The sequence below is a fragment of the Catenuloplanes sp. NPDC051500 genome, assembly GCF_044454585.1.
Classification (GTDB): Bacteria; Actinomycetota; Actinomycetes; order Mycobacteriales; family Micromonosporaceae; genus Catenuloplanes.
In genome coordinates, this window is sequence record NZ_JBITDX010000005.1 from 331,479 (window position 1) to 357,470 (window position 25,992).

A 25,992-nucleotide genomic window follows, 5' to 3' on the forward strand; every position below is an offset into this window, starting at 1 on the left:
GTGGGGGCCGGGGCGCCCGTGGGGGGGGGGGCGCGGGCCCGCCCGCCCCCCCCGGCCCGCCCCGCCCCCCCCCCCCCCCCCCAAACCCCCCCCCCCCCCCCCCCCGGGGGGGGCCCCCCCCCCCCCCCCGCTTCTGTATGGGTCTAGATCTTCAGCGACTGCTCGGGGTGAGGCCCAGCGGCTTGCCGAGAAGCGACTCGCGCCGCACCGCCAGCTTGGCCGCGACCGCAAGCAGCGCCTTCGCCGCGGGCGTCTCCGGCGCGGAGATCACGATCGGCGCGCCGCTGTCCCCGGCCTCGCGCACCCGCGTGTCGAGCGGGATCTGGCCGAGCAGCGGCACCTGGGCGCCGATCGTCTTTGTCAGCGACTCGGCCACGGCCGCGCCGCCGCCGGAGCCGAAGATCTCCATCCGCTCGCCGGTCGGCAGCTCCAGCCAGGACATGTTCTCCACCACGCCGACCAGCCGCTGGTGGGTCTGCAGCGCGATCGCGCCGGCCCGCTCCGCCACCTCGGCGGCCGCGGCCTGCGGCGTGGTGACGACCAGGATCTCCGCGTTCGGCAACAGCTGGGCGAGGGAGATGGCCACGTCGCCGGTGCCCGGCGGCAGGTCGAGCAGCAGCACGTCCAGATCGCCCCAGTAGACGTCCGCGAGGAACTGCTCAAGCGCGCGGTGCAGCATCGGCCCGCGCCAGACCACCGCCGCGTTCCCGTCGGTGAACATGCCGATCGAGATGACCTTCACGCCGTGCGACTGCGGCGGCATGATCATGTCTTCGACGCGGGTCGGCCGGCCGTCAGCGCCGAGCATGCGCGGCACCGAGTGGCCGTAGATGTCCGCGTCGATCACGCCGACGCTCAGGCCCTTGGCGGCGAGCGCGGCGGCCAGGTTGACTGTCACGCTCGACTTGCCGACGCCGCCCTTGCCGCTTGCGACCGCGTAGACGCGGGTGCGCGAGCCGGGCTGTGCGAACGGGATGACCGCCTGCTGCTGCTGGCCACCGGCGCCGCGGAGCTTCTGCTGCAGGTCCTGGCGCTGCTCGGTGCTCATCACGCCGAAGTCGATCGCGACCGAGGTCACGCCCGGGACCGCGCCGACCGCCGTGGTGATGTCGTTGGTCAGCTTGTCCCGCAGCGGGCACCCGGACACGGTGAGCAGGATGCCCACCAGCACCCGGCCGGAGTCGTCGATGCTCAGCGAGCCGACCATGCCGAGGTCGGTGATCGGGCGGCGGATCTCCGGGTCGTCGACCGTGGCCAGTGCGGCCCGAACGGCGTCTTCGACGGTGGTGACTGGGACAGACATGTGCCCATGCTACGTCCAGCCGGCGGTGGGCCGCCCGGCCGCCGGTCCCGCACGACGGAGACGTTGATTACGCGCGGCAACCGGCCATTGTAGGCCGATATGCCGTTAAGTAGTGCGACTTCCCGATTATCCCGATCTCGACTGGACGGGAACGCGGCCGGGGTGTCACGATCACAGCACGAGGCCGCGCGCCCAGCCCCTTGGGGCGCGCGGCTGACCAGCCCAAACGGCTTTGCGGCCGCGTAGAGCGACTCGGCTGCCTACAGCGGCTCCGCATGCTGCCTACAGCGGGTCCGCATGCTCCGCGTCGTATGAGTCGGCGTCGATCGGCTCGTCCAGCTTGGCCGGCTTTCGCTGCTTCGCGGTTTTCTTCTCCAGCTTCTCGGAGGACTTCTCCGCGGCCTTCTCCACCCGCCGCTGACGCCGGTTCGCCTGTTCGTCCAGCTCCTCGGCCAGCCGGGCCAGCTCGGTCCGGACGAAGTCGCGCGTCGCCACCTCGCCCAGTGCCACCCGCAGCGCCGCGATCTCCCGCGCCAGGTACTCGGTGTCCGCCTTCTGCATCGCGGCCCGGCGCCGGTCCTCCTCGGACGCGATCCGGTCCCGGTCGGTCTGCCTGTTCTGCGCGAGCAGGATCAGCGGCGCCGAGTAGGACGCCTGCAGCGACAGGAACAACGTCAGGAACATGAACGGGAACGGGTCGAACGGCAGCGCCAGGACGTTCCACACGATCCACATGACGATGACGAACGTCATGTACACCAGGAACTTGGCGGTGCCCATGTACCGCGCGATGCCCTCCGACCACTGGCCGAAGACCTCCGGGTCGAATTTCGGCAGCCGGATCCGCCCCGGCTCCTGCGGCTGGTCCAGCCGGTCACGCCGCCGAATCTCAGGCACCGTCGCCTCCGGTCACCGCGGGCGCCGGTCCCGGCTCCCGCTCCCGCCAGTCCTCCGGAAGCGAATGGTCGAGCACGTCGTCGACCGTGACCGCGCCGACCAGCCGCTGCTGCTCGTCCACCACCGGCATCGCCACCAGGTCGTAGGTCGCCATCCGGCGGGTGACCTCGGACATCACCATGTCCGGGCTGAGCGGCGTGATGTCGTTGTCGACCACGCCACCGAGGATCCGGGATGGCGGCTCGCGCAGCAGTCGCTGGAAGAAGACCACGCCCAGGTACTTCCCGGTCGGCGTCGCCATCGGGCCGCGGGTGACGAACACCTGCGCGGCCACGGCGGGCGACAGCTCCGGCTCGCGGATCCGGGCCAGCGCCTCCGCGACCGTGGCGTCCGGCGGCATGATCACCGGCTCGGACGTCATCACGGAGCCGGCCGTGCCCTCGCCGTACGCCATCAGCTGCCGTACCGGGTCGGCCTCGTTCGGCTCCATCAGGTCGAGCAGTTCCTCCTGCTCGGCCGGCGGCAGCTCAGCAAGCAGGTCGGCCGCGTCGTCCGGGTCCATCTCCTCCAGGATGCGCGCGGCCCGCTCCCGGTCCAGCGCCGAGACGATCTCCACCTGGTCGTGTTCCGGCAGCTCGCCCAGCACGTCCGCGAGCCGCTCGTCGTCGAGCGCGGCCGCCACCTCGTTCCGCCGGGCGTCCGGCAGGTCCTGTAGCGCGTTCGCCAGGTCGGCCGGGCGCATCTTCTCAAGCATCGCCAGCATGGTGGCGGTGGCGTGCGCGCCGCTGTGCGGGATCAGCCCTCGGACGTCGTCCCAGTCGAGCTGCTCCAGCTGGATGCGGCGGGCCAGCCGGATCGTCTGGTCGCGGACCGCCACCCGGCTCAGCGTCCACTCGCCCAGCCGGTTGGCGTCCATCGCCACGTCCACCACTACCGCGTGCCGTCCCTCCGGCGCGACAGTCACCGGCCGGCGCAGCAACTCGTGCAGGACAAGCAGCTCATTCGCCCGCTTCTCGAACCGGCGCAGGTTGAGCGAGCCGGTGCCGAGCACCACCGCATCCGCCGTGATCTCGATCCGGCTGATCGGCAGGAAGATCCGGCGGCGTACCGGAACCTCGGCGACCACACCCACCACCTGCGGCGGACGGCTTGAGGTCCGGATCCGGGCGACCACGTCCCGGACTCGCCCGATCTGATCGCCGTTCGGATCGAAGACGGGGAGGCCGCCAAGCCGGGCCAGGTATACCCGCGTCGCCGTCTGCACGCCCACAGCCTAGTTGCCGCGGCGTACTCCGGCTCGCCGGTGATCGAAACGCCGGTCCGGCCTCGGCTCGCCGGACACGGGCCGGGTGCCACGCCTACCGTGCTGCCTATGACGACAGTGCCGTACGAGATCGTGGACGTCTTCACCGACCGCCCGTTTGCCGGGAACCCGCTCGCCGTGGTCTTCGGCGCCGACGCGCTCGGCGCCGACCAGATGCAGACGCTGGCCCGCGAGTTCAACCTCTCCGAGACGGTTTTCGTGCTGCCGCCGACGGTGCCGGACGCGACGTACCGCGCGAGGATCTTCACGCCCGTCACGGAGCTGCCGTTCGCCGGCCACCCGAGCGTCGGCACCGCGGTCACCGTCATGCGGCGCGGCGATGCGAAGCCGGGCACGCTCCGGCAGGAGTGCGGCGCGGGCGTGCTGCCGATCGAGGTGACGGAGCACGGTGAGGGCCGGCTGACCGGCGGCACACCGTCGCTCGGCGCCGAACATGATCCGGCGCCGCTGCTGGAGATCGCCGGCCTGACCGCCGCGGACCTGGACGGCCCCGCGCCGCGCACCGCCGGGTGCGGGCTGGACCACCTCTTCCTGTCCGTCCGCCCGGACGCGGTGTCCCGGGCCGTGCCGGACCCGGCCGCCGCCGCCCGGCACGGCGTGCCGAAGTTGACAGTGCTGGCCTGGAACGCGACCGCGAACACCGCGCACCTGCGGATGTTCGGGTCCGGCGTCGGCGTGCGCGAGGACCCGGCCACCGGCTCGGCCGCGCTCGGCCTGGGCGTCTGGCTGGTCGCGGCCGGCCTGCTCCCGGCGGACGGCGTGACCCGCTACACGGTCCATCAGGGAGCGGAGATGCACCGACCCTCCACGCTGGAGTGCACGGTGACCGCGGCCGGCGGCGTCGCGACCTCGGCCACGGTCGCCGGCCACGTCGTGCCGATCGCCCGCGGAGAGATCATCGTCCCGCCCTTCATCGGCTGACTCCCGCGCCGCTTTGCTCTGCTTACCTACCCGGCGCCGCCCGACTTGCCGGACAAGTCCGGCGAGTGGGCGAGCATCGCGGGCGCTGCTGTACCTGCGGCGTTTTGCGTAGTTCGTGCATGTAAGCAGAGCAAAGGCGGGCGGAACGAGTGTGGGCAGAGCGCGGGAAGAGGATCTTGGAGGACTGAGGCCCGCCTGCGAAAACGGGCCAACGGATCCCGACGGCCTACGTCACGGTCCCCTGAAGACGGCCTAGCGGCGGCGGACGCGGTGCAGCCGGAACGGCTTGCGGGCCGGGCGTGCGGCGGGGGACTCCCGGGGCGGTGCGGCCTGTGAGCCCGCGGGCAGCGTGGAGCCGGTCAGCGCCTCGCCGGACACCGGGGTGAGGCGGCTGATCACGCACTCCGCGGCCCAGCGTGCCACCACGTCGGCGGCGGTGCCTGGTGCGTTCAGCCGCTTGCCGGCCAGCTGGGTGGCGATCGTCTCCCACTGCTCGTCCGCGGGGGAGAGGCGGGAGACCGCTGCCTCCCACTCGACGATCGCGCCGCCGTGGTCGCCGCGCAGCGTCACACGTGCCCCGGCCGCGTCGGCCAGGCCGGGCGCGGTCTGCTCGCCCGGCCCGGTGACCACGTGCAGCACACCGTCCACGGCCAGGCACCAGACCGCGGACGCCGGGCGCCCGCCGACCGAGACCCAGGCCAGGGACGCCCTCTTCAGCGCCTCGTCCACAAGCGGGTGAGCAGCCATGCCGACACTCTAGGCGGGTTCGAGGACCCGGTCGACGAGTCCGATCGTGTCGGCCAGGTCGGTGATGTCCGATCCGGACCAGGCGGTGTCCGGGTTGAACGTGAGGTGCCCGGCCAGGTCCGGCGCGCGCAGCCGGACCGCGGTCATGCCGACCGCCTCCGCGCCGGTGAGTTCGCGGCTGCCGCCGTCGCCGATGTAGAGGCACTGCTCCGGGCGTGCGCCGACCAGTGCGGCGGCGGCGAGGAACATGCCCGGGTCCGGTTTGCAGATGCCCATCTCGACGGAGAGGACGCGGGCGTCAAGCAGGGTGTGCAGGGGGAGGCGGGGCAGCACGTCCGGCAGTTCGTGGGTGCAGTCGCTGACCAGGGCCGTGCGCAGGCCGCGGCGGCGCAGCGCCCGCAGCGTGGGCACCGCCGCCGTGCGCAGTGTGGTGTCCGCCCAGATCGCCTCGCGGCGGGCGGCGGCCGCGGCACGCAGCGTTCGGTCGCTCGGATGTGCTCCGGCCTCGGTCGCGACCCAGCGCAGCGTCTCCTCCGCGCTGCCGTACCGGCCGCGGGCGCGCGCGTGGTACGAGCGGTCGAGCACCTCGACAAGCGTGGCCGGGTCGCAGCCGAGCAGCTGGGCTATCCCGGCGTGGGCCGGCCCGCGCCGGACCGCGCGGGTGAGAGTGCCGAAGAAGTCGAACAGCACCGCTCGGTAAGCGGGCATAGTTGATCAATCCTCTCAAAGCAGGAGAAAGAGCGAGGGCTCGATGCCAGAGCGTAGCTGTTCCATGACATTCCGTCTGTGGAAGATGCACAAGCCGTAGCCGCTGCCGTGCAAGAAGCGACGTGTAAGGATGAAACACCGTGAGCCCTGATGATCAACCGAACAGCGGGGGCTCACCGCCCGGTCCCGGCACCATCACCGCACTTGCGGTGGCGGTTCTGGCGATCACCACGTCGTCCCCGCTGATCGCGTTCGCGGCCGCCCCGGGGCTGGCCATCGCGTTCTGGCGCAACGCCCTCGCTGTGGGCGTTCTCACGCCGGTGGCGATCGTCCGGCGCCGTGACGAGCTGCGTGCGCTCGCCGGGCCGTACCGCCGGCAACTGATCTTCTGTGTGCTGTCAGGTGTTGCGCTGGCGGTGCACTTCGGCACCTGGGTGCCGAGCATCAAGCTCACCTCGGTCACGGCCGCGACCGCGCTGGTCTGCACACAGCCGGTCTGGCAGGGGCTGATCGCGCTCGGCCAGGGCCGTCGCCTCCCGTGGCTGACCTGGGCCGGGATCGGAGTGTCGGTGGCCGGTGCGGCGGCCGCGACCGGCGCGGACTTCGGCGTCTCCACCCTGGCCGTGCTCGGCGACCTGATGGCGATCGCGGGCGGGCTCTTCGCGGCGGTCTACGTCGCGTTCGGCGAGCGGGCCCGCAGCACGCTCAGCACCACTGTCTACACAACCGTCTGCTACGGCGTCTGCGGGCTGGTGCTGCTTGTCGCGTGCCTGGCCGGCGGGGTGCCGCTCGGCGGGTACCCGGCCACCACCTGGCTGGCGATCCTCGGCCTGGTCGCGGGCGCGCAGCTGCTCGGGCACTCCATGTTCAACTTCGCGCTGCGCCGCGTCTCCGCGACCACTGTCAGCATCCTGATCCTGCTCGAGGTGCCGGGCTCCGCGCTACTGGCCTGGGTGTGGCTCGGCCAGGCGCCGCCGCTCGCCACGGTGCCGGGCGTGCTGCTGATCGTCGTCGGCGTGGCGGTGGTCGTGCTCGGCGGGGCACGGGCCGGGCGCGGGCGCCCCCGGAGCGCCCGCGCCGGAGGAACTGGGCGACGACGTACCGTTGCGCTGACCACATCGACCGACGCCGAGGTCTGACGCCTCGGCCGACGAGGAGGCCTGCATGACTGAGTGGCGGACCGGAGGGTGCGGCAGGCGCCGCGTACCGGAACAGGTCCAGTCGGTCACCGGCGCGCTGCCTGTGACGCCCGCGGACCTGGCGGCCGTGCTGGCCAGGGTGGAATCGGCGGGCCGGGTGGACTTCCCGGACAGCTTCGCCGGGCTTGAGGTGAAGCAGACCGAGGTGCTCGGCATCGTCTACCGGGTGCCGTCCGCGGACTTCGACGCGTTCCTGCGGGCCGAGGGCGCGGAGGTCTGCCTGGTGGTCCGCGATGCCCGGCACGACCTGCGCACCCTGCTGACGCTTCAGGAGCGCATCGTGGCGGATCTCGGGTACTGGCGCGACGCCGGTATCGAGATCGGTGTGGTCTCCTGCCGCCACGACGGCTCCGGCGTCGAGGTCGGCACCCGCCAGGTGGCAGAGGCGGAAGAGCAACTGCCTCGGCGGTACGGCCCGGAGGTGCCCGTCTTCGTCCGCGACGAGGCCCCGCCCCGGCCGCTCATCGCCCGGTGACCTGCCCGGCGGTTACCGTATGGTGACGCCGCCGCACGAAGGAGTGCCCATGCCCGCGCCCGGACGCCCCCGCCGCTCCTGCCTCGCGGTCCCCGGGTCGAGCCTCAAGATGCTCGGCAAAGCCCAGGGGCTCCCGGCCGACCAGGTCTTCCTCGACCTGGAGGACGCGGTGGCGCCGCTGGCCAAGGCGGACGCGCGGAAGAACGTGGTGGCCGCGCTGACCGAGGGCGACTGGGCCGGCAAGACGCGTGTGGTCCGGGTCAACGACCTCACCACGCCGTGGACGTACCGCGACGTGGTGGACGTGGTGGAGGGCGCCGGCCCGCACCTCGACTGCGTCATGCTGCCGAAGGTGCAGAACGCGAGCCACATCGAGTGGCTGGACCTGACGCTCAGCCAGATCGAGCGCACGCTCGGCCTTGAGGTCGGCGCGATCGGCATCGAGGCCCAGATCGAGAGCGCGGCCGGCCTGGCGAACGTGGACGCGATCGCGGCCGCGTCACCCCGGGTGGAGACGATCATCCTCGGCCCGGCCGACCTGATGGCCAGCCTCGCCATGCGGTCGCTCGTGGTCGGCGGCCTGATCCCGGGGTATCCCGGCGACCCGTACCACTACATCCTGATGCGCCTGCTCATCGCCGCCCGTACGCACGGCAGGCAGGTCATCGACGGGCCGTACCTGCAGATCAGGGACGTGGACGGCTTCCGTGAGGCGGCCGGGCGATCGGCCGCGCTCGGCTTCGACGGCAAGTGGGTGCTGCACCCGGGCCAGATCGAGGCGGCGAACGAGGTCTACTCGCCGTCCCAGGCGGACTACGACCGGGCCGAGTTGATCCTTGACGCGTACGACCACGCCACCTCCGAGGCCGGCGGCCGGCGCGGCGCGGTCATGCTCGGCGACGAGATGATCGACGAGGCGTCCCGCAAGATGGCACGTGTGGTCGCCGCGAAGGGCCGGGCTGCCGCGCTGACCCGGACCTCCGTGTTCACCCCGCCGGAGAGCTAGGCGCTGCCGACCACGAAGAGGCCGACGAAGACGAAGTAGGCGGCCGCGACGAGCAGCGACAGCGCGACAAGCGCAAGCGACACCCAGCCGATCACCAGACCGGCCACCGCCATGCCGTCGCCGTCCTCGCCGCTGACCCGGATCTCGGCGCGGGCACGATTGCCGCAGATGATCGCGCCGATGCCGAGCAGCTGGCAGCTGAACAGAGCGGCGATGCCGAGGACCAGCGCGACGATCGCCATCGAGTTGGTCGGCCGGCGCGGCGGCATCGGCGGCGGGTACGCGTACGCCTTGTCCGTCACAGCGGGAGGCCCTTCCTAGTAGTAGGGACCCCCGGTGCCGGGGTTCGTGTCCGGCGCGGTGGCGTAGACCGCGATGACGAAGAACACCACGAACCCGATGATCAGCAGTCCGAGGCCGGCCACGATCCAGCCGGTGATGATGCCGGCCAGCGCCATGCCGTCGCCGTCCTCGCCGCTTGTGCGGATCTGGCGGCGGGCCACGTGACCGAGGATCGCGCCGATCGCGCCCGGGACCAGGCCGGCGCCGTAGCAGGCAAGCGAGAACGCGCCGATGATCGAGATGACAAGCGACGCGATCGCCATCCCGCTCGTCTTGCGCTGCGGCTGCCACCCGTACCCGTAGCCGGGCTGCGCCGGGTAGCCGGCCGCGTACGGATAACCGCCGTCCTTGTCCGTCGGATACGCCGTGGGCTGCGGATACGGGTACGCACCGGGCTGCTGCGGATACCCGCCGGGCTGCGGGTAGGGGTTCGCCGGATCGGGGATCAGGAGGTAGCCGGGCATGGCCGGGCCGGAGACCGGCGGCTGTCCGGGCAGGCCACTAACGGGGTGCGCGACCGGGGGGTGTGCCGGGTACGCCGGGTCGCTCCAGCCCTCGGGCTGCTGCGGCGGGTATGTCATTCGCGATCTCCGTCTGGGCGCGGGTAGACCATGAGGGTAGACGCCCCACGCTCGCGCCGCCGAGCCCCGGTCGTTGCCCCGTTCGCGGTGACCGGGCAGGATTTCCGATATGACACCCGACTCCGATCCAGTGCCCGCCGACCTTCCCTCGCTCGAGTCGACCACGCTGCGGCTGGACGGCCGCGTCGCGCTCGTCACCGGCGCTGGCAGCCCGGACGGCATCGGCTACGCCACGGCGCGCCGCCTGCGGGACCTGGGAGCGAAGGTCGCGATCGTCTCCACCACCCGCCGCATCCACGAGCGCGCCGACGAACTGTCGGTCACCGGCTTCGTCGCCGACCTGACCGACGAGTCCGAGGTCGGCGCGCTCGCCGACGCGGTCGCGGACACGCTCGGCGACGTGGAGGTGCTGGTCAACAACGCCGGCCTGACCAGCCGCGCCAGCCCGGAGGTGCTGCGGCCGGTCGCCCAGCTCACCTACGAGGAGTGGCGCACCGAGATCGACCGCAACCTGACCACCGCGTTCCTGTGCAGCCGCGCGTTCGTCGGCGGCATGGCCGAGCGCGGCTGGGGCCGGATCGTGAACCTCGCCGCCACCACCGGCCCGGTCAACGCGCTGCCGACCGAGGCGGCGTACGCGGCCGCGAAGGCCGGCGTGGTCGGCCTGACCCGCGCCCTGGCGATGGAGGTCGTCGCCGACGGCGTGAACGTGAACGCGGTCGCCCCCGGCACGATCTACACCGCCGCGTCCACGATCGCCGAGCTGAAGCAGGGCCTGGACACGCCGATGCGCCGCCCCGGCACCCCGGAGGAGGTCGCGGCCGCGATCACGTTCCTCTGCTCGCCCGCCGCCTCCTACATCACCGGCCAGATGCTTGTGGTCGACGGCGGCAACAGCGTCCGCGAGTCCCAGTACAACCGCTGACGCCCCACCTCCTGGGCGCACGGGCAGCCGCCGGTGCGCCCAGGAGCTCAGTCCGCAGTCCCAGCCCCCAAAATCAAGATCAGGTGCCTCAAACCTTTCTTCCCGCTTCCGCAGTGGTCGAGTTCCGCATGCTCCCGCGGGCTCCGGTCGGCCGCGGGCGGCCTTCCTTCCGGCTCCGTGGGTGGCTGAACCCCCACGTGCTCACGGAGACTCGAACTCGCTCCCCTCGGACGGCGCAGATCGCCTGCTTCCCGGCCGTGACCGCTCTTCCCCGGCGGCTGTAGGCCTCGTGTTCCACCCGTAGATCACGTGGCCGGGAGGGCCGGTTGATCTTGGCCTGGGTGGTTGCAAGGACTGGCACCGAAGCCAAGAGCTCGCCGAAGCGCAAGCCGATCTTGGCTCTCGCGTGTCGCCGCGCCAAGGTCACAGCAGGTCGGGCGCTCCGCGCCTCGATGGGTTCGTTGTGCGGGATGTCGCGTCCATCTGGCAAGGATCTTGACGTGGGCCTTCCTGGCCCTTCAGCGTCAGAATGAATGACAGGCAGGCACTCATATGACGACATGTCGGGCGGGTAGCGCTCGGACCTGGGCATTGACCGCGGGGCCTCCACCTGACGCGGGTCGTGAGCGCGGGCTGTGTCCTGACGTATGCGGATCCGGTGTGGGTTTGCGTTCATGCCGGGCCCTGAGACCTGCCGAAGTGCCGCGACTGACCCGCACGACGGCGGAACCCGCGGCCTCGGTGCCGGCCCTTGTGCCCGCCCAAGCCGCGGCTGCCTCGGTCCGCGGCTGCCTCGGTCCGCGGCTGCCTCGGTCCGCAGCTGCCTCGGTCCGCAGCTGCCTCGGTCCGCAGCTTCGCGGCTGTCTCGGTTCGCGGCTGCCTCGGCCTGCCGCCGAGACGACGGCCGTGCTGCTCGCCCTCCGCAACCGCAACAACCGACCGAAACCACTCACCACTCCCCAGCCCATTCGACCGTCGCTCCCCAGACGACCGGACGCGAATGGGCGACAGGGCGTCGGGAGCATGCGGGCTCGGCCACCCGCAGAGTGGGAAGATGAATTGGATCTTGGGTTGAAGGGGTCTTGAACGACTGTGGTCAGAGCGTGATCGCGAATTTGGCGTGGGTGATCGCGGCGTCGGCCTCGGGACTGCCGGGCTGGTTCGCCACGAGCGCCTGGTTGATCTCGGCGAACGGGCGCATGCGGGTCTCGTAGGCGGTCAGCGCCTCGGGGACGGAGGCGCGGCCCAGCTCCTCGGCCAGCACCCAGGCGCCGACAAGCGCGAGGCTGGTGCCCTGGCCGGAGAGGGGTGACGGGCAGTAGCCGGCGTCGCCGAGCAGCGTGGTCCGGCCGCGGGTCCAGGTGTCCATCTTTACCTGGGCCATCGCGTCACAGTAGAAGTCGGGGGCGGCGAGCGCGCCCTCGATCAGCCGGGGGAATTCCCAGCCGAGACCCTCGTAGCGGCGGGCGAGCTCCTTGCGCTGGGCGTCGCGGTCGCGGTGGAAGCCCTCGATCGGGGCGGACTCGAAGCCCAGGTTGACGCGCAGCTCGGTGTTGCCGCGGGCCGGGTAGATGCCGCCGCCGGCACCGGGCGCCTGGACCCAGACCTGCCATTCGTCCAGGTCGAGGATGTTCTCCATGGTGTAGACGGCCACGTAGACGCCGAGGTGGTGGACGAAGTCCTCCTCCGGGCCGAACGCCAGCCGCCGGGTGGTCGAGTGCAGGCCGTCCGCGCCGACCACCAGGTCGAAGTCGCGCGGCGCACCGTGCTGGAACTCCACCCGTACGCCGCCGGCGGTCTCGGTCAGCGCGGTGACCGTGTCGTCGAAGACGTACTCGACGCCGGCCGCGACCGTGCGGGCGTGCAGCAGGCCGGTCAGGTCCTCGCGCAGCACCTCCAGGTCCGGGCTGTCCAGGCGGCCGCTGCTTGCCGCGTACTCCTCGGAGCGGAACAGCTCGTTGCCGTCCGCGTCGAGCATCGACATGCCGCGCATCCGGGTACGCATCGCCTGGAGCTCGGCCAGGATGCCCATCCGGTCCGCGACGTCGAGCGCGACGCCGCGGACGTCGACCGCATGGCCGCCGGGCCGGAGCGCCGGGGCGCGCTCGACGACTGTGACGTCGAAGCCGCGGCCGCACAGGTTGAGGGCCAGGGCGGGACCGGCGACGCTGGCGCCGGAGATGAGAACTGTGGTCATGACTGCCTCCTCGTTTGTACTGTGTACGCATCTGACTGTACGACGTACATACAGCTTTGAACAGCGCGAATGTGCCCTAGTACAGGTACCGTGTGCACTAGTGCAGAGAGAGGGTTCACAGTGACCGAGGAAGCGCCGTTCCAGCGCATCGTCACCGAGATCGGCCGCCGGATCCGGGACGGTGAGCTGGCCCCGGGCGACCGGGTGCCGTCCACCAGGCGGATCGCGAAGGATTACGGGGTTGCGATGGCCACCGCCACCAAGGCGCTTACCACGCTGCGCCACCTCGGCCTGGTCCGCACCGAGCCGCGCTCCGGCACGATCGTCGCCGACCTCACCGATGAGCGGCCGTCCCGGGCGGTCGCGGGCGAGCTGACCCGGGAGCGCCTGGTCCGGGCCGCGATAGAGCTGGCCGACACCGAAGGGCTTGATGCGCTCTCCATGCGGGCGCTCGCGGCCCGGCTCGGTGCCGCCACCATGTCGGCCTACCGGCACGTCGCGGACAAGGAGGAACTGACTGCACTGATGGCGGACGCGGCGTACGGCGAGATCGGCTACCCCGGGTCGGAGCCGCCGATGGACTGGCGGCCGCGGATCGAGCGGGCGGCCCGCGCGCTCTGGACGCTGTATCGCCGTCACCCCTGGCTGGCGCACGTCGACTCGCTCTACCGCCCGCTGCCGCTGCCGAACCTGCTGGCCCACGACGAGCAGATCCTGCTCGGGCTGGACGGCCTCGGGCTGGCGCCGGCCGAGATGCTCAACTACTCGATCATGTTCTACAACCAGGTCCAGAGCCTGGCGATGAACCTGGAGCGGGAGGCGCAGGCCCAGGCCGTGACCGGCATCTCCGGCGACGAGTGGATCGAGCAGACCTCACCGGCGATGGCGGCGCTGGTCGGCGACGACCGGCACCCGGTCTGGTCCCGGATGATGGCCGTGGTCACCTCGGACGGCTTCGACCTCGACCTGGACGCGCTCTTCGAGCTAGGCCTCCGTACCACCCTCGACGGCCTCGCGGTGCGGATGGCGGCCGAGCCGGGGGTCGGGCGGGAGGGCGATCTCGCCACGCGGGTCGACGGGTGAGTTCAGCTCGGCCCGTCGCTCCGGCGCGCGCAGGTAGGTGAGCACGGCCAGGCGCAGTTCCGGCGGGTCGATCATCGAGCCGGGCGGGGTCAGGCCGAGCAGGCGCTTCCGGTCGCCGGCTAGCCGCAGCTCCACGTCACTGCCGTCCTCGTCGCCGGTGGGCCTGGTGATCCGCACTGATCCGATCTCCGCCCAGCGAATCAGCCGGCCCCGCCACAGCACACCGGCCTCGACGATCGCGATCCGGCGCAGGTCCGGCAGGTTCTGGCAAAGGCGGTACAGCACCCACAGCGCCGCGGCGGCGGCCAGCGCGCCGAGCGTCAGGCCGGGCCAACGGCCGGGCCGGGCCAGCCAGCCGGCGACGCCGCCGAGCAGGACGGCGCCGAATGCGGTGGTGAGCAGCCACCAGGCCGCCTCGGCGCGGGACAGCGGCGCGACCAGCCCGGCTGCGGTCCCGCCGCCGGGCAGCCGGATCGCCGGGCGCCAGCGCAGCGGCCGGTCGCGGTCCCGCCGGCGCAGAAGCCACCCACCGCCGAAGATCACCAGCACGCCGGACGTTCCGGCGCCGGACAGGTCCGCGCCGTTCCAGACCGACCAGCAGGTCAGCGCGCTCGCCGCGAGGACGGGTGGCACCACGGCGAGACGCAGCAGTGTGGACACGCGCGCAGTGTAGGAGGGCGGCGCTCCTCAGCCGTCGCGCCGGGTGAGCCGGCCGACCGCCCGCTCCACCGCGAGACAGCGGTCCTCGACGTAGGGGATCCCGGCCTCCTCGGCAAGCCGGCGCGCCTCCGCGTTGACGATGCCGAGCTGCAGCCAGATCGAGCGCGCGCCGATCCCGACCGCCTGCCTCACCACGTCGAGCGCGTCCGCGGACGGGCGGAACACGTTCACCATGTCGAGCGGCCCGGGTACGTCGGCCAGGCTTGGGAACGCCCGGACGCCGAAGATCTCGTCGACGAACGGGTTGACCGGGATGATGGTCCAGCCGTGCCGCATCATCTGCAGCGGGACGCTGTGGGCCGGCTTCTCCGGATCGCGTGAGGCGCCGACCACGACGATCGTGGACGCCTCCGCCAGAATCCGCTTCGGGTCTGTCACACCGACGACTCTATGCCGGGATCCTCACAGCAGGGTGAGCTGCTCGGCCTCGGCCGGGCCGGGCGGCGGGACCGCGCGGGCCTCACCTGAGCCGGCCCGGTCGAGCCCGTGCCGCCGCGCCGCGGCCCGTACCAGCGCCGCCACCTCACGCTGGTACGCCTTCGGCGCATACGCCCCGGCGCGGTACAACTCCCGGTACCGCGGCACCAGGTGCGGGTGGTTCCGGCCGATCCAGCGCGCGTACCACTCCCGGGCGCCGGGCCGCAGGTGCAGCGCCAGCGGTGTCACGCTCACCGCGCCGCTGTCCGCGACCGCGGCCACGGTCTCCTCGATCGACGCTGCCGTGTCCGTCAGGCCGGGCAGGATCGGCGCCATCAGCACGCCGACCGGGAAGCCGGCGTCGGTGAGCGCCTTCACCGCGTCCAGCCGGCGGCGTGGGCTCGGTGTGCCGGGTTCGGCCGACCGCCACACGGCCTCGTCGACGAACCCGACCGACAGGGAGATGCCGACCCGGGTCACGGTCGCGGCCTCGCGCAGCAGTGGCAGGTCACGCAGGATCAGCGTGCCCTTGGTCAGGATCGAGAACGGGTTGGCGAAGTCGCGAAGCGCCGCGATGATCTCGGGCATCAGCCGGTAGCGGCCCTCGGCGCGCTGGTAGCAGTCCACGTTCGTACCCATGGCGATGTGTGCGCCTCGCCACGTACGCCCGGCCAGCTCGCGGCGGACCAGCTCACCCGCGTTCACCTTGACGATGACCCGGCTGTCGAAGTCCGCGCCGGCGTCGAGGTTCAGGTAGGTGTGCGTGTTCCGGGCGAAGCAGTACGTGCACGCGTGGCTGCAGCCCCGATAGGGGTTGACTGTCCACTCGAACGGCACCCGGGACGTCCCCGGCACCCGGTTGATGATTGATTTCGCCTGCACCTCGTAGAACGTCATGCCGGCGAACCCGGGCGTGTCGAACGTCCGGACGACGGCGCTGGGCAGCGCCAGCGGCAGGGGTGGTGCCGCCGGCGCCGCCTCCAGGGGCTCCTGGAGGGAACTATCGTCGGGGGGAGCCGACAGGTTCGCCCAGCGCATGACAGGTATTCGAACACATGTTCTATCGCCTGTCCAGTGACGACACGCGGTCACCGAGGGGCGGGTCCCGCACTGTCCCGGCGGATCAGCTCCGCGCCGACCTCCTCGATCCGGTTGCCGCCGCCGCCCGAGCCGTCAAGCGCCAGCGTCATCGCCCGCGCCCCCATCTCGGCCAGCGGCAGCCGCACCGTGGTCAGCGCGGGCGTGACGTCGCGCGCGACAGGCATGTCGTCGAACCCGGTCACGCTCACCCGGCCCGGGACCTCGATGCCCCGGCTGCGCAGCAGCGCCAGCGCGCCGATCGCCATCGAGTCGTTGAGCGCCGCGATCGCGGTCAGGCCCGGCTCCGCGTCAAGCAGCGCGGCCGCGGCGGTGGCGCCACTGTCCCTGGTGAAGTCCGCGTACGCGATGCGCCGGCTCGGCAGCGTGCGGCCCGCCTCCCGGGCTGCGCGGCGCAGCCCGGTCAGCCGGTCCGTGGTGGTGGTGAGCAGCTTCGGCCCGGCGATCACGCCGATCCGGTCGTGGCCCTGCGCGTAGAGCTCCGCGCCGATCAGGTAGCCGCCCATCTCGTTGTCCGGCACCACGGCGTCGCCGGCGTGCTGGTGCCGGCCGATCACCGCGACCCGGCCGCCGCCCTGCTCGTAGACCTGGAGTTTCCCGGTGAGCGCGCGGGTGAAGTCCTCGTCGTGGTAGCCGGAGCCGGCCAGCACCAGCGCGGCCACCTGGTGCGCGCGAAGCAGCTCGACGTACTCCAGCTCGCGGGCCGGGTCGCGGTAGCTGTTGCAGATGATCACCAGCCGGCCGTGCTCGGTCGCCACCCGCTGCAGGCCCCGGGTGATCTCCGCGAAGTAGGGGTCGGAGACGTCGTGCACGATCACCCCGATCGCGCTGCGGTTCGCCCGGGCCAGCGACTGGGCGTGCGCGTTCGGCACGTACTGGAGCTCCTCGACCGCGGCAAGCACGCGCTCGCGCAACGCCTCGGTGACCGGCTTGGGGCTGCCGTTGATGATCCTGGAGGCGGTAGCGGGTGAGACGCCCGCCCGCTTCGCGACCTCGGCCAACGTCGCCATCGACGGTTTGTCCCTTCTCCAGGAATGCTGCGGGAGAAGAATATCGACACCGTGGCGGCCGATGGTTACCGGAAAGCCCTTGCCCGCCCGTCGGAAGCGTCGGTAGGGTGCCCAGGAAAGCGCTTACCTGAAAGCTCGGAGGACTGCGACCATGGCGCGAAGGACGATCGGCATCGTGCTCAACGGCGTGACCGGCCGGATGGGTTATCGGCAGCACCTGGTCCGCTCGCTGCTGGCGCTCCGGGAGCAGGGCGGCCTGCCGCTGGCGAACGGTGACCGCCTCTACCCCGAGCTGGTCCTGGTCGGCCGGAACGAGGCGAAGCTGCGCGAGATCGCGGAACGGCACGGGCTCACCGACTGGACCACCGACCTCGCCACCGCGCTGGCCCGGCCGGAGGTGGAGATCTACTTCGACGCGCAGGTCACCGCGCAGCGGGAGAAGGCGCTCCGGCTCGCGATCGAGGCGGGCAAGCACATCTACACGGAGAAGCCGACCGCGGAGGACCTGGCCGGCGCCGTCGACCTGGCCCGGCTCGCGGACGCGGCCGGGATCAAGCACGGCGTGGTGCAGGACAAGCTCTTCCTGCCCGGCCTGCTCAAGCTGAAGCGGCTTGTCGACGGCGGCTTCTTCGGCCGGATCCTGTCGATCCGCGGCGAGTTCGGCTACTGGGTCTTCGAGGGCGACTGGCAGGCCGCGCAGCGCCCGTCGTGGAACTACAGGTCGCAGGACGGCGGCGGCATCGTGGTCGACATGTTCCCGCACTGGCACTACGTGCTGGAGCAGATCTTCGGCCCGGTCAAGACGGTTACCGCGCACGTCTCCACGCACGTACCGACCCGCTGGGACGAGTCCGGCGCCGCCTACGACGCGACAGCTGACGACGCGGCCTACGGCATCTTCGAGCTTGAGGGCGGCGTGATCGCCCAGATCAACTCGTCCTGGGCGGTCCGCGTCCACCGCGACGAACTTGTCGAGTTCCAGGTGGACGGCACCGAGGGCAGCGCGGTCGCCGGCCTGCGCAACTGCCGGATCCAGCACCGCGCGAGCACGCCCAAGCCGGTCTGGAACCCGGACCTGCCGGCCACCGAGGACTTCCGCGCGCAGTGGCAGACCGTGCCGGACAACGACGAGTTCGACAACGGCTTCAAGGCGCAGTGGGAGCTGTTCCTCAGGTACGTCGCCGAGGACGCGCCCTACACCTGGGACCTCTGGGCCGGTGCCCGCGGCGTGCAACTGGCCGAGCTGGGCCTGCAGAGCGCCCGTGAGGGGCGCCGGGTCGAGATCACGGAGCTGTCGTGAGCCGCTCCCGGTTCTCGCTCAACGCCGCCACCACCAAGTACTGGCCGGTCGACGCGCTGCTGACGGGCGCAGCCGAGGCGGGTATCGGGGGCGTGGGGCTGTGGCGTGAGGAGACGCAGGCCCACGGTGTGGAGAAGACGGCGGCGCTGGCCCGGGATCTCGGCCTGCCGATCACCACGCTCTGCCGCGGCGGGTTCTTCCAGGCGGCGGACTGGTTCGACGAGAACCGCCGCGCGATCGACGAGGCGCACACGCTCGGCGCGCCGATCCTGGTGCTGGTTTCCGGCGGCCTGCCGGACGGCTCACGCGACGTGGACGCGGCCCGGCAGCACGTGGGCGACGCGATCGGCGAGCTGGTCCCGCACGCGCGGGCCGCGGGCGTGCAGCTGGCGATCGAGCCGCTGCACCCGATGTTCGCCTCCGACAGGTGCGTGGTCTCCACGCTCGGCCAGGCGCTCGACCTGGCGCGGCCGTACCCCGCGGAGTCGGTGGGTGTCTGCATCGACACATATCACGTCTGGTGGGACCCGGAGGTCTGGGACCAGATCGCCCGGGCGGGCGCGGAGGGCCGGATCGCCACGTTCCAGGCCGCGGACTGGATCACGCCGCTCCCCGAGGGCGTGCTGCTCGGCCGCGGCCTGCCCGGCGAGGGCGTGATCGAGTTGCGGCGCTTCCGCGAGGCGGTCGACGCCGCCGGCTACACAGGCCCGGTCGAGGTCGAGGTCTTCCACACCGCCGTCTGGTCCCGCCCCGGCCCCCAGGTGCTGTCCGAGGCCCTCCACAGCTACCTCACCCACGTCGCCTGACGCCCACCCATCAAACCAACTCGGGGGTACGGACGAGAGAACCTCTCACCCGTACCCCCGAGGGCACTTCCGCTCTTGCTTTTGCTTTTTTGCTGCAGTTCCTCCGGACCGTCGCGGTTCGGTACCGCCCACGTGAGGCGCGGACGACCGAAGAAAGTCTTTCTCAGGCAGACACGCTCTTCGTCTGCCTGAGAAAGACTTTCTTCGGCCGTGGCGTCGAGCCCGGAGGAGCGAAGCGACGACCAGCTAACTCTTTGCGAGCTGGGCCTTGACCTCGTCCATGTCGAGGGCGCGGACCTGCTCGATGACGGACTCGAGCGCGCTGGACGGGAGGGCGCCCGGCTGGGAGAACACGATCACGCCGTCGCGGATGGCCATGATGGTCGGGATCGACCGGATGCCGAACTTCATCGCGATGGCCTGCTCGGCCTCGGTGTCGACCTTGCCGAACGTGATGTCCTCGTTCTTGGTGGACGCGGCCTCGTAGGTCGGGGCGAACTTCAGGCAGGGGCCGCACCAACTGGCCCAGAAGTCGACGAGCACGATGCCGTCCTTGCTCGTCACGTCGTCGAAGTTCGCGTCGGTCAGCGCAACGGTCGCCATGTGATGTCTCCGATCTGGGGCAATCTGGCGGGCAGTGGTTCCTGTTGTCGGAACTGATCCAGGGGCACGGGCATTCCCGGCGGAGAGTGGCGCCCGCCTCACCTGGGTCGTTACCCGTTCCGGCCCGGATCTAGGCAGAACCGGGTGCAGATTCTGTACGTGCAATTCCCACTCGATTCCTCTCCGCAACGGTGTCAGTTGAGAACGAGGATCTTCCATCAGATTACTCATAGTGATGGGAGCGTTTCCGAGCCCGGGTCCTCGCACAGCCTGTCCGACCTGCGGTCCCAGCCTGGAGTAGGGATAACCCTTGCGGTGACACTGTGTCATCCCTCACTTAAAAATACGATAAGTAACATCTCGAATGGATAACTGTCGCCTAAACAACTAGCCCGAACCCTTCCCTTCAATACGGACGGTAAGGCAAAATCTTCTCCAACAGAGCGTGGGCGGCGGGTGCCGGGGAGGGCCCCGCCGCTCATTGCGTCCGGGGAAAGTTCGAGTGTGAGGACCCCACTCCGCCCCGATCCCGCAGCTGACACGTCACAGGCGTAACGACTGTCACACTGCCGCTCCGTACCCGCGAAGGGTCTTGATCTCCGGTTTCCGGCGCCCCCTCGGTCCTATGCTGGCCGTGGGAGGTCGTCGCCATGCCGAGCCCGTCCGCTTCCGAACGCCGCCGGTCCACCGCACGCGCGCCCGCGCCGCCGATGCCGGCCGCACAGTGGATGCTCCTGGTGCGCCTGCCCGGACGTGTGGTCATCGCCGCCACCTCCGCGGAGCACGACTCACCCGGACGCACCGTCGCGGAAGGACTCGCCGGGCTGGCCGCGATCGCCGCCGGCCGGGCCTCCGACAGTGACCTGGTCCGGGCCGTGGTGTCCGAGGTCTACGCGGAGACCGACGGCGACGGGCCGGACGCGGAGGAGTTCACCGACCGGGAGGCCGGGCTCGCCGCGGTGCTGTCCGCCGCGCGTGAGGCCGCCCGGGTGCTGGCCGAGCACGCGGACCCGGCCGACTCCGCCGCCTATCGGCAGTGGATCCAGGCGATCGCCGCGAAGGTCTGCGCCGCGTCCCGCTCCGGCCACTTTGCCGGCCCGAAGATCTCCCCGGACGAGCGCCGTTTCCTTACCGGCCTAGGGGCGGCACTGGGACTGGTCTAGGGTCTGGACCCCGTGGAATCACCTGACGAGCCCATCCTTGAGGTCGGCGTCGGTCCCTGGCCGGGGCCGTGGCCGGACGACGACCGGTACGACCCCGAGCTGCTGGCCGGCGGTGACCGGCGCAACGTCGTCGACCGCTACCGGTACTGGCGTCGAGAGGCGGTGGTGGCCGACCTCGACCTGCGCCGGCACGGCTTCCACGTCGCGATCGAGAACTGGCAGCACGACCTCAACATCGGCACCGTGGTCCGCAACGCGAACGCGTTCCTCGCCGCGGAGGTCCACATCGTCGGCCGCCGGAGGTGGAACCGGCGCGGCGCCATGGTCACCGATCGTTACCAGCATGTCCGGCACCACCCCACGATCGAGGAGTTCGTGGCCTGGGCCCGTGCGGAGGATCTGCCGGTCATCGGCATCGACAACCTGCCCGGCGCGCGCCCGCTGGAGTCCGAGACGCTGCCGCGCCGCTGCGTGCTGCTCTTCGGGCAGGAGGGCCCGGGGCTGTCCGATGTCGCCCGTGGTGCCTGCGACCAGGTGTTCTCCATCGCGCAGTACGGCTCGACCCGTTCGATCAACGCGGGCGTGGCAAGCGGCGTCGCGATGCACGCCTGGATCCGGGCCCATGCGGTCCCGGTCGGGGGCGAAAAACCCGATTCGCTTGACGCCGGGGGCGACGGGCACGCACCGTAGTCCTGTGGGCGTGACGGTGAGTTGTCCTCGATGCGGAGGCGCGGTCCGGCCGCCGGACCTGATGAACGCGGACTGGCGGTGCGACGGCTGCGGCCCGGTTGCGCCGCTGCACGTGGCCGAGCACATCGGTCCGGAGATAGTGGAGAGTGTGACGGCGCACACCGCGAACGGTCACACCCGCGTCCCGCTCTGGTGTCCGTGGCCGCTGCTGCCCGGCTGGACCGTGACCGGCGTCGGCTGGGCCGGCGACGAGCGGACCGGCGTGCGGGCGACAGCGCTCGCGTACAGCGGGCCGGCCCCGCTCGGCGACGGCCCGGCGGACATCGTGCTTGTGGCGGAGGAGCCGGGCGTGGGACTGGGCAACCGGCTCGCCGGACTGCCCGGCCTCGACCTCGGCGACCTGATCGGCTCCGCGATGGCGGACTGCTCCGGCTCGCACGCGAAGATCAAGGTGGGCGGACACCCGACGCCACTGTGGTCGGTGAAGTCGTCGGCGGACCGCAGCGCGTACGCCGGAGAGGCCCGGGGGATGTGGCTGTATGCGGTAGCCTGGCCCGCGAGCGCGGGTTACCTCTTCGCCGAGCATGTCGTCCTGCACGACCTGACGGACTGGGTGCCACCCGAGCTTGTGTACGGTGCACCGTCTCCTTACCTTCATGGACGGGCGTGAGTGCCCTGAGTGAATGGTCCGGGCTTGGGTCATTCGTTCACAGCCAGATGCACAGCTGATACTCTGAGTGCGCGGCGCACACCGGTTATTCGACAGCCGCAGAGGGGGATGGCCCGCAATGTCGCCCAAGAAGATCCTCACTTGGCTCGGAATCGCTTTCTTGATCTTCTTCGTTGCGTTCCGGCCAAACTCGGCAGCCGACGTGTTCCAGTCTCTGGGCAGCACGATCGGCGATATCGCACAGGGATTCAGCGAGTTCTTCACCAGCCTGGTCGCCTGAGCCCGCAATGACGACGGCATCGAGGCCTCCCGGCTCCGACGAGGGATATGTCAGGCCCGAGTTTGAGCCGGAGGAGTTCGAGGGGCTGCGCGTCGACGCCTCCGGCATGCCGGTGGGGTCCGCCAGGCGCGTCCTGCCGCTTGAGGACGAGCCGTCCACGTTGGTCGCCCGCTACCTCTTCCCCACCGAGCGGTACCGGGGCGAGTGGAAGCGGCACTGGGTGCACCTGTGGACGCCGCTGCTGATCGGCGCCGGCGCCACGTTCGTGCTCGGCTACCTCTCCGGCGTCCTGGCCAAACAGGACTCGAGCGGCGGCTTCACCACGGTCGCGGTGATCGTCTGGCTCGGCGTCATGGGCTTCGTCGCCTGGAAGGTCGCGGACTGGTACTTCGACAGGTTCATCCTGACCAACAAGCGGGTGATGGTCATCGGCGGCATCATCACGCGCAAGGTCGCGATGATGCCGCTGGCCCGCGTCACGGACATGAAGTACGAGCAGTCCCCGGTCGGGCGCATGCTCAACTACGGCACATTCGTGCTCGAGTCCGCCGGTCAGGACCAGGCGCTCCGCGAGGTCAAACACCTGCCGAACCCGAACGAGCTGTACCTGCGCGTCGTCGAGGAGATGTACGAGCCGCAGGCCGTCGAGGCCCGGCTCGGCAAGAACGCCGACCCCGGCGACGACGCGTGACGACGCGTAAACGAGCCGTTCGCCCATAGATATCGCCCACCGCGCCGTGTGAGTCTGTCGGAGACTGCTGCCACACGCGGGGGAGAGTGACGTGGAAGGCGACTCGGAAACGGTGCCGGTGAGCGCCGATCGGGACACGCACGCGGTCGCCGACAGCGTCGACGACGAGTTCCGCGACTTCGTCGCCGCACGGTCCAGCGCGCTGCTGCGCACCGCCTACCTGCTGGCCGGCGACTGGGCGACCGCGGAGGACCTGCTGCAGACCGCGCTTACCAAGACGTATCTTGCCTGGCGGCGACTCGGGCGGATCGAGGCGGTCGAGCCGTACGCGCGCCGGGTCCTGGTCAACACGTCCACTAGCTGGTGGCGCCGCCGCTGGCACGGTGAGCGCCCCACCGAGGTGCTGCCCGAGCGCGCGGCGCCGGACGAGATCGAGGCACAGCTGGAGCGGGACGCGCTCTGGCGGCACGTGCGCGAACTCCCCGGCCGGCAGCGGGCCGTGCTGGTGCTCCGCTTCTACGAGGACCTGTCCGAGGCGCAGACCGCCGCGCTGCTGAACATCTCGCCCGGCACCGTGAAGAGCCAGACGTTCCGGGCGCTGAACGCGTTGCGCCAGCGGCTGGCGGCCGAGGGCATCGACCCGGACTCCGGCATGCGCGTCCCCGCCCCCGCGCCCGACCCGGCGCCGCGCACCGAGCCGGTCATCCCGACCCGGCCGCTGCCCGCCCGGCCGGTCCCGGTCTCCCACCCGCAGTTCGCGCGGGAGGGGCGGTGAACCCGGTGCTCGAAGACCGGCTTCGCGACCTCTTCGGCGCCACCACGCAGAACGCCCGGTCCGCGGACGACCCGGCCGGCCGCGCCATCGCCCGCGCCCGAGTCATCCGGAAACGACGACTGACCGTGGCCTCCGCGGCCGCGGTGCTGCTGGCCGGCGCGTCAATCCTCGGGCTCGGCGCGCTCCGGCCCGGCCCCGGCACGTCGCCGACGGCCATGCTGCCGAACGGTGCGCCGGCCGAGCCGACAAGCGGGGCGCCGCTGCCACCGGCCGTGGCGGAGCGCGGCCCGGGCTTCACCGGCCTCGACCTCGACGTGCGCGCCGGGGACCAGCTCTGGACGACAGGCGGGTCCGTGGTGACGCTCCCCGGCGTGGGAGCGGTCACCCGGGCGTACCGGGTGCCGATCGGCTGGGTCTACGGCGGCGAGCGCGGTGTGCGGCTGATGCTGCAGGTGGACGGCACCACCAAGGCGCTGACAAGCGAGGGCGACGGCTGGACGCTCGACCCGGCCGGCACCCGCATCTCGTTCGTCGCGGACGGGCGGCTGCACGTCGGCGCCGTCACCGCGCAGGGCCTGGCGATCATCGGCGGCGGTCCGGTCGGCGCGGGTGTCCGGCCGGTCGGCTTCGTCGGGGACCGGGTGCTTGTCCACGACGGTGATGCGGGATACGGGCTGTTCGACCCGGCCGCGCCGGCCCAGCCCGCGGTGGACGCGCGCATCCTCGCGGTGCTCGGGCCACGGGCCGACGGGGTCACCACCGCGCTTGTCCGCGAGGCGGGCGGGGACCGGGTCTGCCTGGCCCGGCTGGCCGCGACCGGCGCGCGGCTGACGATCGGGACGACCGGCGGCTGCGACCTCGGGCTGACCCGAGACGGCGATGCAAGCGTGCGGCTGTCCGCCGACGGCAGCCACGTCTACCAGGCCGGCGACGGCGTCTTCCGGCTGATCGACGTGGAGAGCGGGCGGCAGACCGGACAGTGCGTGGCCGCCGCCGGTACGGCCGCGGTCTGGCTCACCGGCGACCTGCTGCTGGCCGGCGCGGCCGGGCTGTCGGTCAGCTGCCGGGCCGGCGGTGGGCGGGACACGGCCACGCTGCCCGCGGGCGTGCCGGACGGGTGGCAGTACGTGCCGCGGCTCGGGTCGGCGAGCGACGCGCGGACGAAGTAGGACACACTCGGTCAGTGACGCGTATCGACCTGCACACCCACTCCACCGCAAGTGACGGGACGCTGCGCCCGGCCGAACTGGTCCGGGCCGGCGCGGACGCCGGGCTGACCGCGATGGCGATCACCGACCACGACACCACGGCCGGCTGGGCCGAGGCGGAGGCGGCGCGCCCGGACGGGCTGACGCTGATCCGGGGCGCGGAAATCTCCAGCCGGTGGCACGGCGCGGAGCCGGGGATCGGGTTGCACCTGCTTGCGTACCTGATCGATCCGGCGGACGCGGCGCTCACCGCCGAGCTGGCCCGGGTGCGTACCGACCGGGAGCGTCGCGGCGAGGCGATCGTCGACCTGCTGCGCGCGGACGGCGTGGACGTGAGCTGGGCGGAGGTGCTTGAGTACGCGGCCGGCGGCTCGGTCGGGCGCCCGCACATCGCGGCCGCGCTGATCCGGCTCGGCCTGGTCAGCACCACATCCGAGGCGTTCGGGCCGCAGTGGCTGGGCCGCCGCTACCGGCTGCCGAAGGCGGACATCGACGTGTTCACCGCGGTGCGCCTGGTCGTCGGCGCCGGCGGCGTACCGGTCTTCGCCCACCCGCGTGCCACCCGCCGCGGCCGGATCGTGCCGGACTCGATGATCGAGGAGCTGGCCGCGGCCGGGCTGTTCGGCCTTGAGGCGGACCACGAGGACCACTCGCCGGAGGAGCGCGCGCACGTGCGGCGGCTCGCCGACCGGCTGGGCCTGGTGGCGACCGGCTCGTCCGACTTCCACGGCACGCACAAGACGGTGCGGCTGGGCGCATTCACCACCGCGCCCGAGGTGTTGGAGAAGATCGTGGCGGCCGGTCATGGAGTCCCGCCGCTCTGACCGAAGTTGATCACGCTACCGTGGGGGGC

Annotated in this window: 28 protein-coding genes and 1 pseudogene; 16 read left to right on the plus strand and 13 right to left on the minus strand. The window is 71.7% G+C overall.

From position 1 onward, the window contains the following. Window positions 1–151: 151 nt before the first annotated feature. The 3 genes from ACIA8K_RS13410 to ACIA8K_RS13420 form a co-directional block, all read right to left on the minus strand. Entirely contained in the window at window positions 152–1,303 is a 1,152-nt protein-coding gene (locus tag ACIA8K_RS13410; RefSeq protein ID WP_396058347.1) for an Mrp/NBP35 family ATP-binding protein, read from the minus strand. Between the two features lie 282 nt (window positions 1,304–1,585). Further along, window positions 1,586–2,200 (minus strand): DUF1003 domain-containing protein, encoded by a 615-nt coding sequence (locus tag ACIA8K_RS13415; RefSeq protein ID WP_396058349.1) that lies wholly within the window; start codon window positions 2,198–2,200, stop codon window positions 1,586–1,588. Beyond that, a complete protein-coding gene (locus ACIA8K_RS13420) occupies window positions 2,193–3,464 on the minus strand; it encodes a magnesium transporter MgtE N-terminal domain-containing protein (RefSeq protein ID WP_396058351.1) in 1,272 nt (423 codons plus the stop codon). The genes ACIA8K_RS13415 and ACIA8K_RS13420 overlap by 8 nt, the downstream gene beginning before the upstream one ends. Window positions 3,465–3,572: 108 nt before the next feature. Between ACIA8K_RS13420 and ACIA8K_RS13425 the strand changes: the two genes are divergently transcribed. Beyond that, window positions 3,573–4,445, plus strand: a complete 873-nt coding sequence (locus tag ACIA8K_RS13425; protein ID WP_396058353.1) for a PhzF family phenazine biosynthesis protein — start codon at window positions 3,573–3,575, stop codon at window positions 4,443–4,445. A gap of 252 nt (window positions 4,446–4,697) precedes the next feature. On the opposite strand, the gene ACIA8K_RS13430 is transcribed toward ACIA8K_RS13425, so the two are convergent. Both ACIA8K_RS13430 and ACIA8K_RS13435 read right to left on the minus strand, forming a co-directional pair. Then, window positions 4,698–5,192: a hypothetical protein gene (locus ACIA8K_RS13430; RefSeq protein ID WP_396058355.1), complete on the minus strand. Its 495-nt coding sequence runs from the start codon at window positions 5,190–5,192 to the stop codon at window positions 4,698–4,700. A 9-nt stretch (window positions 5,193–5,201) separates the two neighbouring features. Next, the gene (locus ACIA8K_RS13435; protein ID WP_396058357.1) at window positions 5,202–5,900 is read right to left on the minus strand and encodes an HAD family hydrolase; all 699 of its coding nucleotides are present in this window, start codon (window positions 5,898–5,900) and stop codon (window positions 5,202–5,204) included. A gap of 140 nt (window positions 5,901–6,040) precedes the next feature. On the opposite strand from ACIA8K_RS13435, the gene ACIA8K_RS13440 reads away from it, so the two are divergent. The 3 genes from ACIA8K_RS13440 to ACIA8K_RS13450 are packed head-to-tail and all read left to right on the plus strand — an operon-like array spanning window position 6,041 to window position 8,580. Beyond that, window positions 6,041–7,039 carry a DMT family transporter gene (locus ACIA8K_RS13440; RefSeq protein ID WP_396058359.1) on the plus strand — a complete coding sequence of 333 codons (999 nt, stop codon included), beginning with the start codon at window positions 6,041–6,043 and terminating at the stop codon, window positions 7,037–7,039. 25 nt (window positions 7,040–7,064) lie between these two features. Further along, window positions 7,065–7,574, plus strand: coding sequence for a hypothetical protein (locus ACIA8K_RS13445; protein ID WP_396058361.1), 510 nt, complete (start codon window positions 7,065–7,067; stop codon window positions 7,572–7,574). A 49-nt stretch (window positions 7,575–7,623) separates the two neighbouring features. Beyond that, window positions 7,624–8,580, plus strand: a complete 957-nt coding sequence (locus ACIA8K_RS13450; RefSeq protein WP_396058363.1) for an HpcH/HpaI aldolase/citrate lyase family protein — start codon at window positions 7,624–7,626, stop codon at window positions 8,578–8,580. On the opposite strand, the gene ACIA8K_RS13455 is transcribed toward ACIA8K_RS13450, so the two are convergent. Next, window positions 8,577–8,882, minus strand: a complete 306-nt coding sequence (locus ACIA8K_RS13455) for a DUF4190 domain-containing protein (protein WP_396058365.1) — start codon at window positions 8,880–8,882, stop codon at window positions 8,577–8,579. The genes ACIA8K_RS13450 and ACIA8K_RS13455 overlap by 4 nt on opposite strands. 15 nt (window positions 8,883–8,897) lie before the next feature. Further along, entirely contained in the window at window positions 8,898–9,503 is a 606-nt protein-coding gene (locus ACIA8K_RS13460) for a DUF4190 domain-containing protein (protein ID WP_396058367.1), read from the minus strand. 109 nt (window positions 9,504–9,612) lie between these two features. Between ACIA8K_RS13460 and ACIA8K_RS13465 the strand changes: the two genes are divergently transcribed. Next, window positions 9,613–10,428 (plus strand): SDR family NAD(P)-dependent oxidoreductase, encoded by an 816-nt coding sequence (locus tag ACIA8K_RS13465; RefSeq protein ID WP_396058369.1) that lies wholly within the window; start codon window positions 9,613–9,615, stop codon window positions 10,426–10,428. A gap of 1,096 nt (window positions 10,429–11,524) precedes the next feature. Here the strand turns inward: ACIA8K_RS13465 and ACIA8K_RS13470 are convergent. After that, window positions 11,525–12,625 carry an FAD-dependent monooxygenase gene (locus ACIA8K_RS13470; protein ID WP_396058371.1) on the minus strand — a complete coding sequence of 367 codons (1,101 nt, stop codon included), beginning with the start codon at window positions 12,623–12,625 and terminating at the stop codon, window positions 11,525–11,527. A gap of 120 nt (window positions 12,626–12,745) precedes the next feature. On the opposite strand from ACIA8K_RS13470, the gene ACIA8K_RS13475 reads away from it, so the two are divergent. Further along, window positions 12,746–13,708, plus strand: a complete 963-nt coding sequence (locus ACIA8K_RS13475) for a GntR family transcriptional regulator (RefSeq protein ID WP_396058372.1) — start codon at window positions 12,746–12,748, stop codon at window positions 13,706–13,708. Here ACIA8K_RS13475 and ACIA8K_RS13480 read toward each other — a convergent pair. The 4 genes from ACIA8K_RS13480 to ACIA8K_RS13495 are packed head-to-tail and all read right to left on the minus strand — an operon-like array spanning window position 13,610 to window position 16,953. Next, window positions 13,610–14,368 (minus strand): hypothetical protein, encoded by a 759-nt coding sequence (locus ACIA8K_RS13480; RefSeq protein ID WP_396058374.1) that lies wholly within the window; start codon window positions 14,366–14,368, stop codon window positions 13,610–13,612. The genes ACIA8K_RS13475 and ACIA8K_RS13480 overlap by 99 nt on opposite strands. A 27-nt stretch (window positions 14,369–14,395) precedes the next feature. Next, a complete protein-coding gene (locus ACIA8K_RS13485; RefSeq protein ID WP_396058376.1) occupies window positions 14,396–14,806 on the minus strand; it encodes a CoA-binding protein in 411 nt (136 codons plus the stop codon). Between the two features lie 24 nt (window positions 14,807–14,830). Beyond that, window positions 14,831–15,883 (minus strand): Rv2578c family radical SAM protein, encoded by a 1,053-nt coding sequence (locus tag ACIA8K_RS13490; RefSeq protein ID WP_396058378.1) that lies wholly within the window; start codon window positions 15,881–15,883, stop codon window positions 14,831–14,833. A gap of 50 nt (window positions 15,884–15,933) precedes the next feature. Beyond that, on the minus strand, window positions 15,934–16,953 hold the full coding sequence (locus tag ACIA8K_RS13495) for a LacI family DNA-binding transcriptional regulator (RefSeq protein ID WP_396058380.1): 1,020 nt from the start codon (window positions 16,951–16,953) through the stop codon (window positions 15,934–15,936). Between the two features lie 151 nt (window positions 16,954–17,104). Here ACIA8K_RS13495 and ACIA8K_RS13500 point away from each other — a divergent pair, with 151 nt between their 5' ends. Next, window positions 17,105–18,253 (plus strand): Gfo/Idh/MocA family protein, encoded by a 1,149-nt coding sequence (locus ACIA8K_RS13500; RefSeq protein WP_396058382.1) that lies wholly within the window; start codon window positions 17,105–17,107, stop codon window positions 18,251–18,253. Beyond that, window positions 18,250–19,059: a sugar phosphate isomerase/epimerase family protein gene (locus tag ACIA8K_RS13505; protein WP_396058384.1), complete on the plus strand. Its 810-nt coding sequence runs from the start codon at window positions 18,250–18,252 to the stop codon at window positions 19,057–19,059. Before ACIA8K_RS13500 ends, ACIA8K_RS13505 begins: the two co-directional genes overlap by 4 nt. Before the next feature lie 246 nt (window positions 19,060–19,305). Here the strand turns inward: ACIA8K_RS13505 and trxA are convergent, their stop codons facing one another. Next, window positions 19,306–19,662: a thioredoxin gene (gene trxA, locus ACIA8K_RS13510; RefSeq protein WP_396058386.1), complete on the minus strand. Its 357-nt coding sequence runs from the start codon at window positions 19,660–19,662 to the stop codon at window positions 19,306–19,308. Between the two features lie 650 nt (window positions 19,663–20,312). Here trxA and ACIA8K_RS13515 point away from each other — a divergent pair. The 8 genes and pseudogenes from ACIA8K_RS13515 (at window position 20,313) to ACIA8K_RS13550 (ending at window position 25,963) form a co-directional block, all read left to right on the plus strand. Then, on the plus strand, window positions 20,313–20,825 hold the full coding sequence (locus tag ACIA8K_RS13515; protein WP_396058388.1) for a hypothetical protein: 513 nt from the start codon (window positions 20,313–20,315) through the stop codon (window positions 20,823–20,825). A gap of 12 nt (window positions 20,826–20,837) precedes the next feature. After that, entirely contained in the window at window positions 20,838–21,515 is a 678-nt protein-coding gene (locus tag ACIA8K_RS13520; RefSeq protein ID WP_396058390.1) for a TrmH family RNA methyltransferase, read from the plus strand. 4 nt (window positions 21,516–21,519) lie between these two features. Continuing rightward, complete coding sequence (locus ACIA8K_RS13525; RefSeq protein ID WP_396058392.1) at window positions 21,520–22,185, plus strand: DUF6758 family protein; 666 nt, start codon at window positions 21,520–21,522, stop codon at window positions 22,183–22,185. Between the two features lie 118 nt (window positions 22,186–22,303). Continuing rightward, a complete protein-coding gene (locus ACIA8K_RS13530; protein ID WP_198154052.1) occupies window positions 22,304–22,465 on the plus strand; it encodes a hypothetical protein in 162 nt (53 codons plus the stop codon). Between the two features lie 73 nt (window positions 22,466–22,538). Next, window positions 22,539–23,156, plus strand: a pseudogene (locus ACIA8K_RS13535) (PH domain-containing protein); the annotation flags it as partial. Between the two features lie 91 nt (window positions 23,157–23,247). Beyond that, window positions 23,248–23,931, plus strand: coding sequence for a SigE family RNA polymerase sigma factor (locus tag ACIA8K_RS13540; RefSeq protein WP_396058394.1), 684 nt, complete (start codon window positions 23,248–23,250; stop codon window positions 23,929–23,931). Next, window positions 23,928–25,100, plus strand: a complete 1,173-nt coding sequence (locus tag ACIA8K_RS13545) for a hypothetical protein (protein WP_396058396.1) — start codon at window positions 23,928–23,930, stop codon at window positions 25,098–25,100. Before ACIA8K_RS13540 ends, ACIA8K_RS13545 begins: the two co-directional genes overlap by 4 nt. 14 nt (window positions 25,101–25,114) lie before the next feature. Further along, a complete protein-coding gene (locus ACIA8K_RS13550) occupies window positions 25,115–25,963 on the plus strand; it encodes a PHP domain-containing protein (protein ID WP_396058398.1) in 849 nt (282 codons plus the stop codon). The last annotated feature ends 29 nt before the right edge of the window (window positions 25,964–25,992 follow it).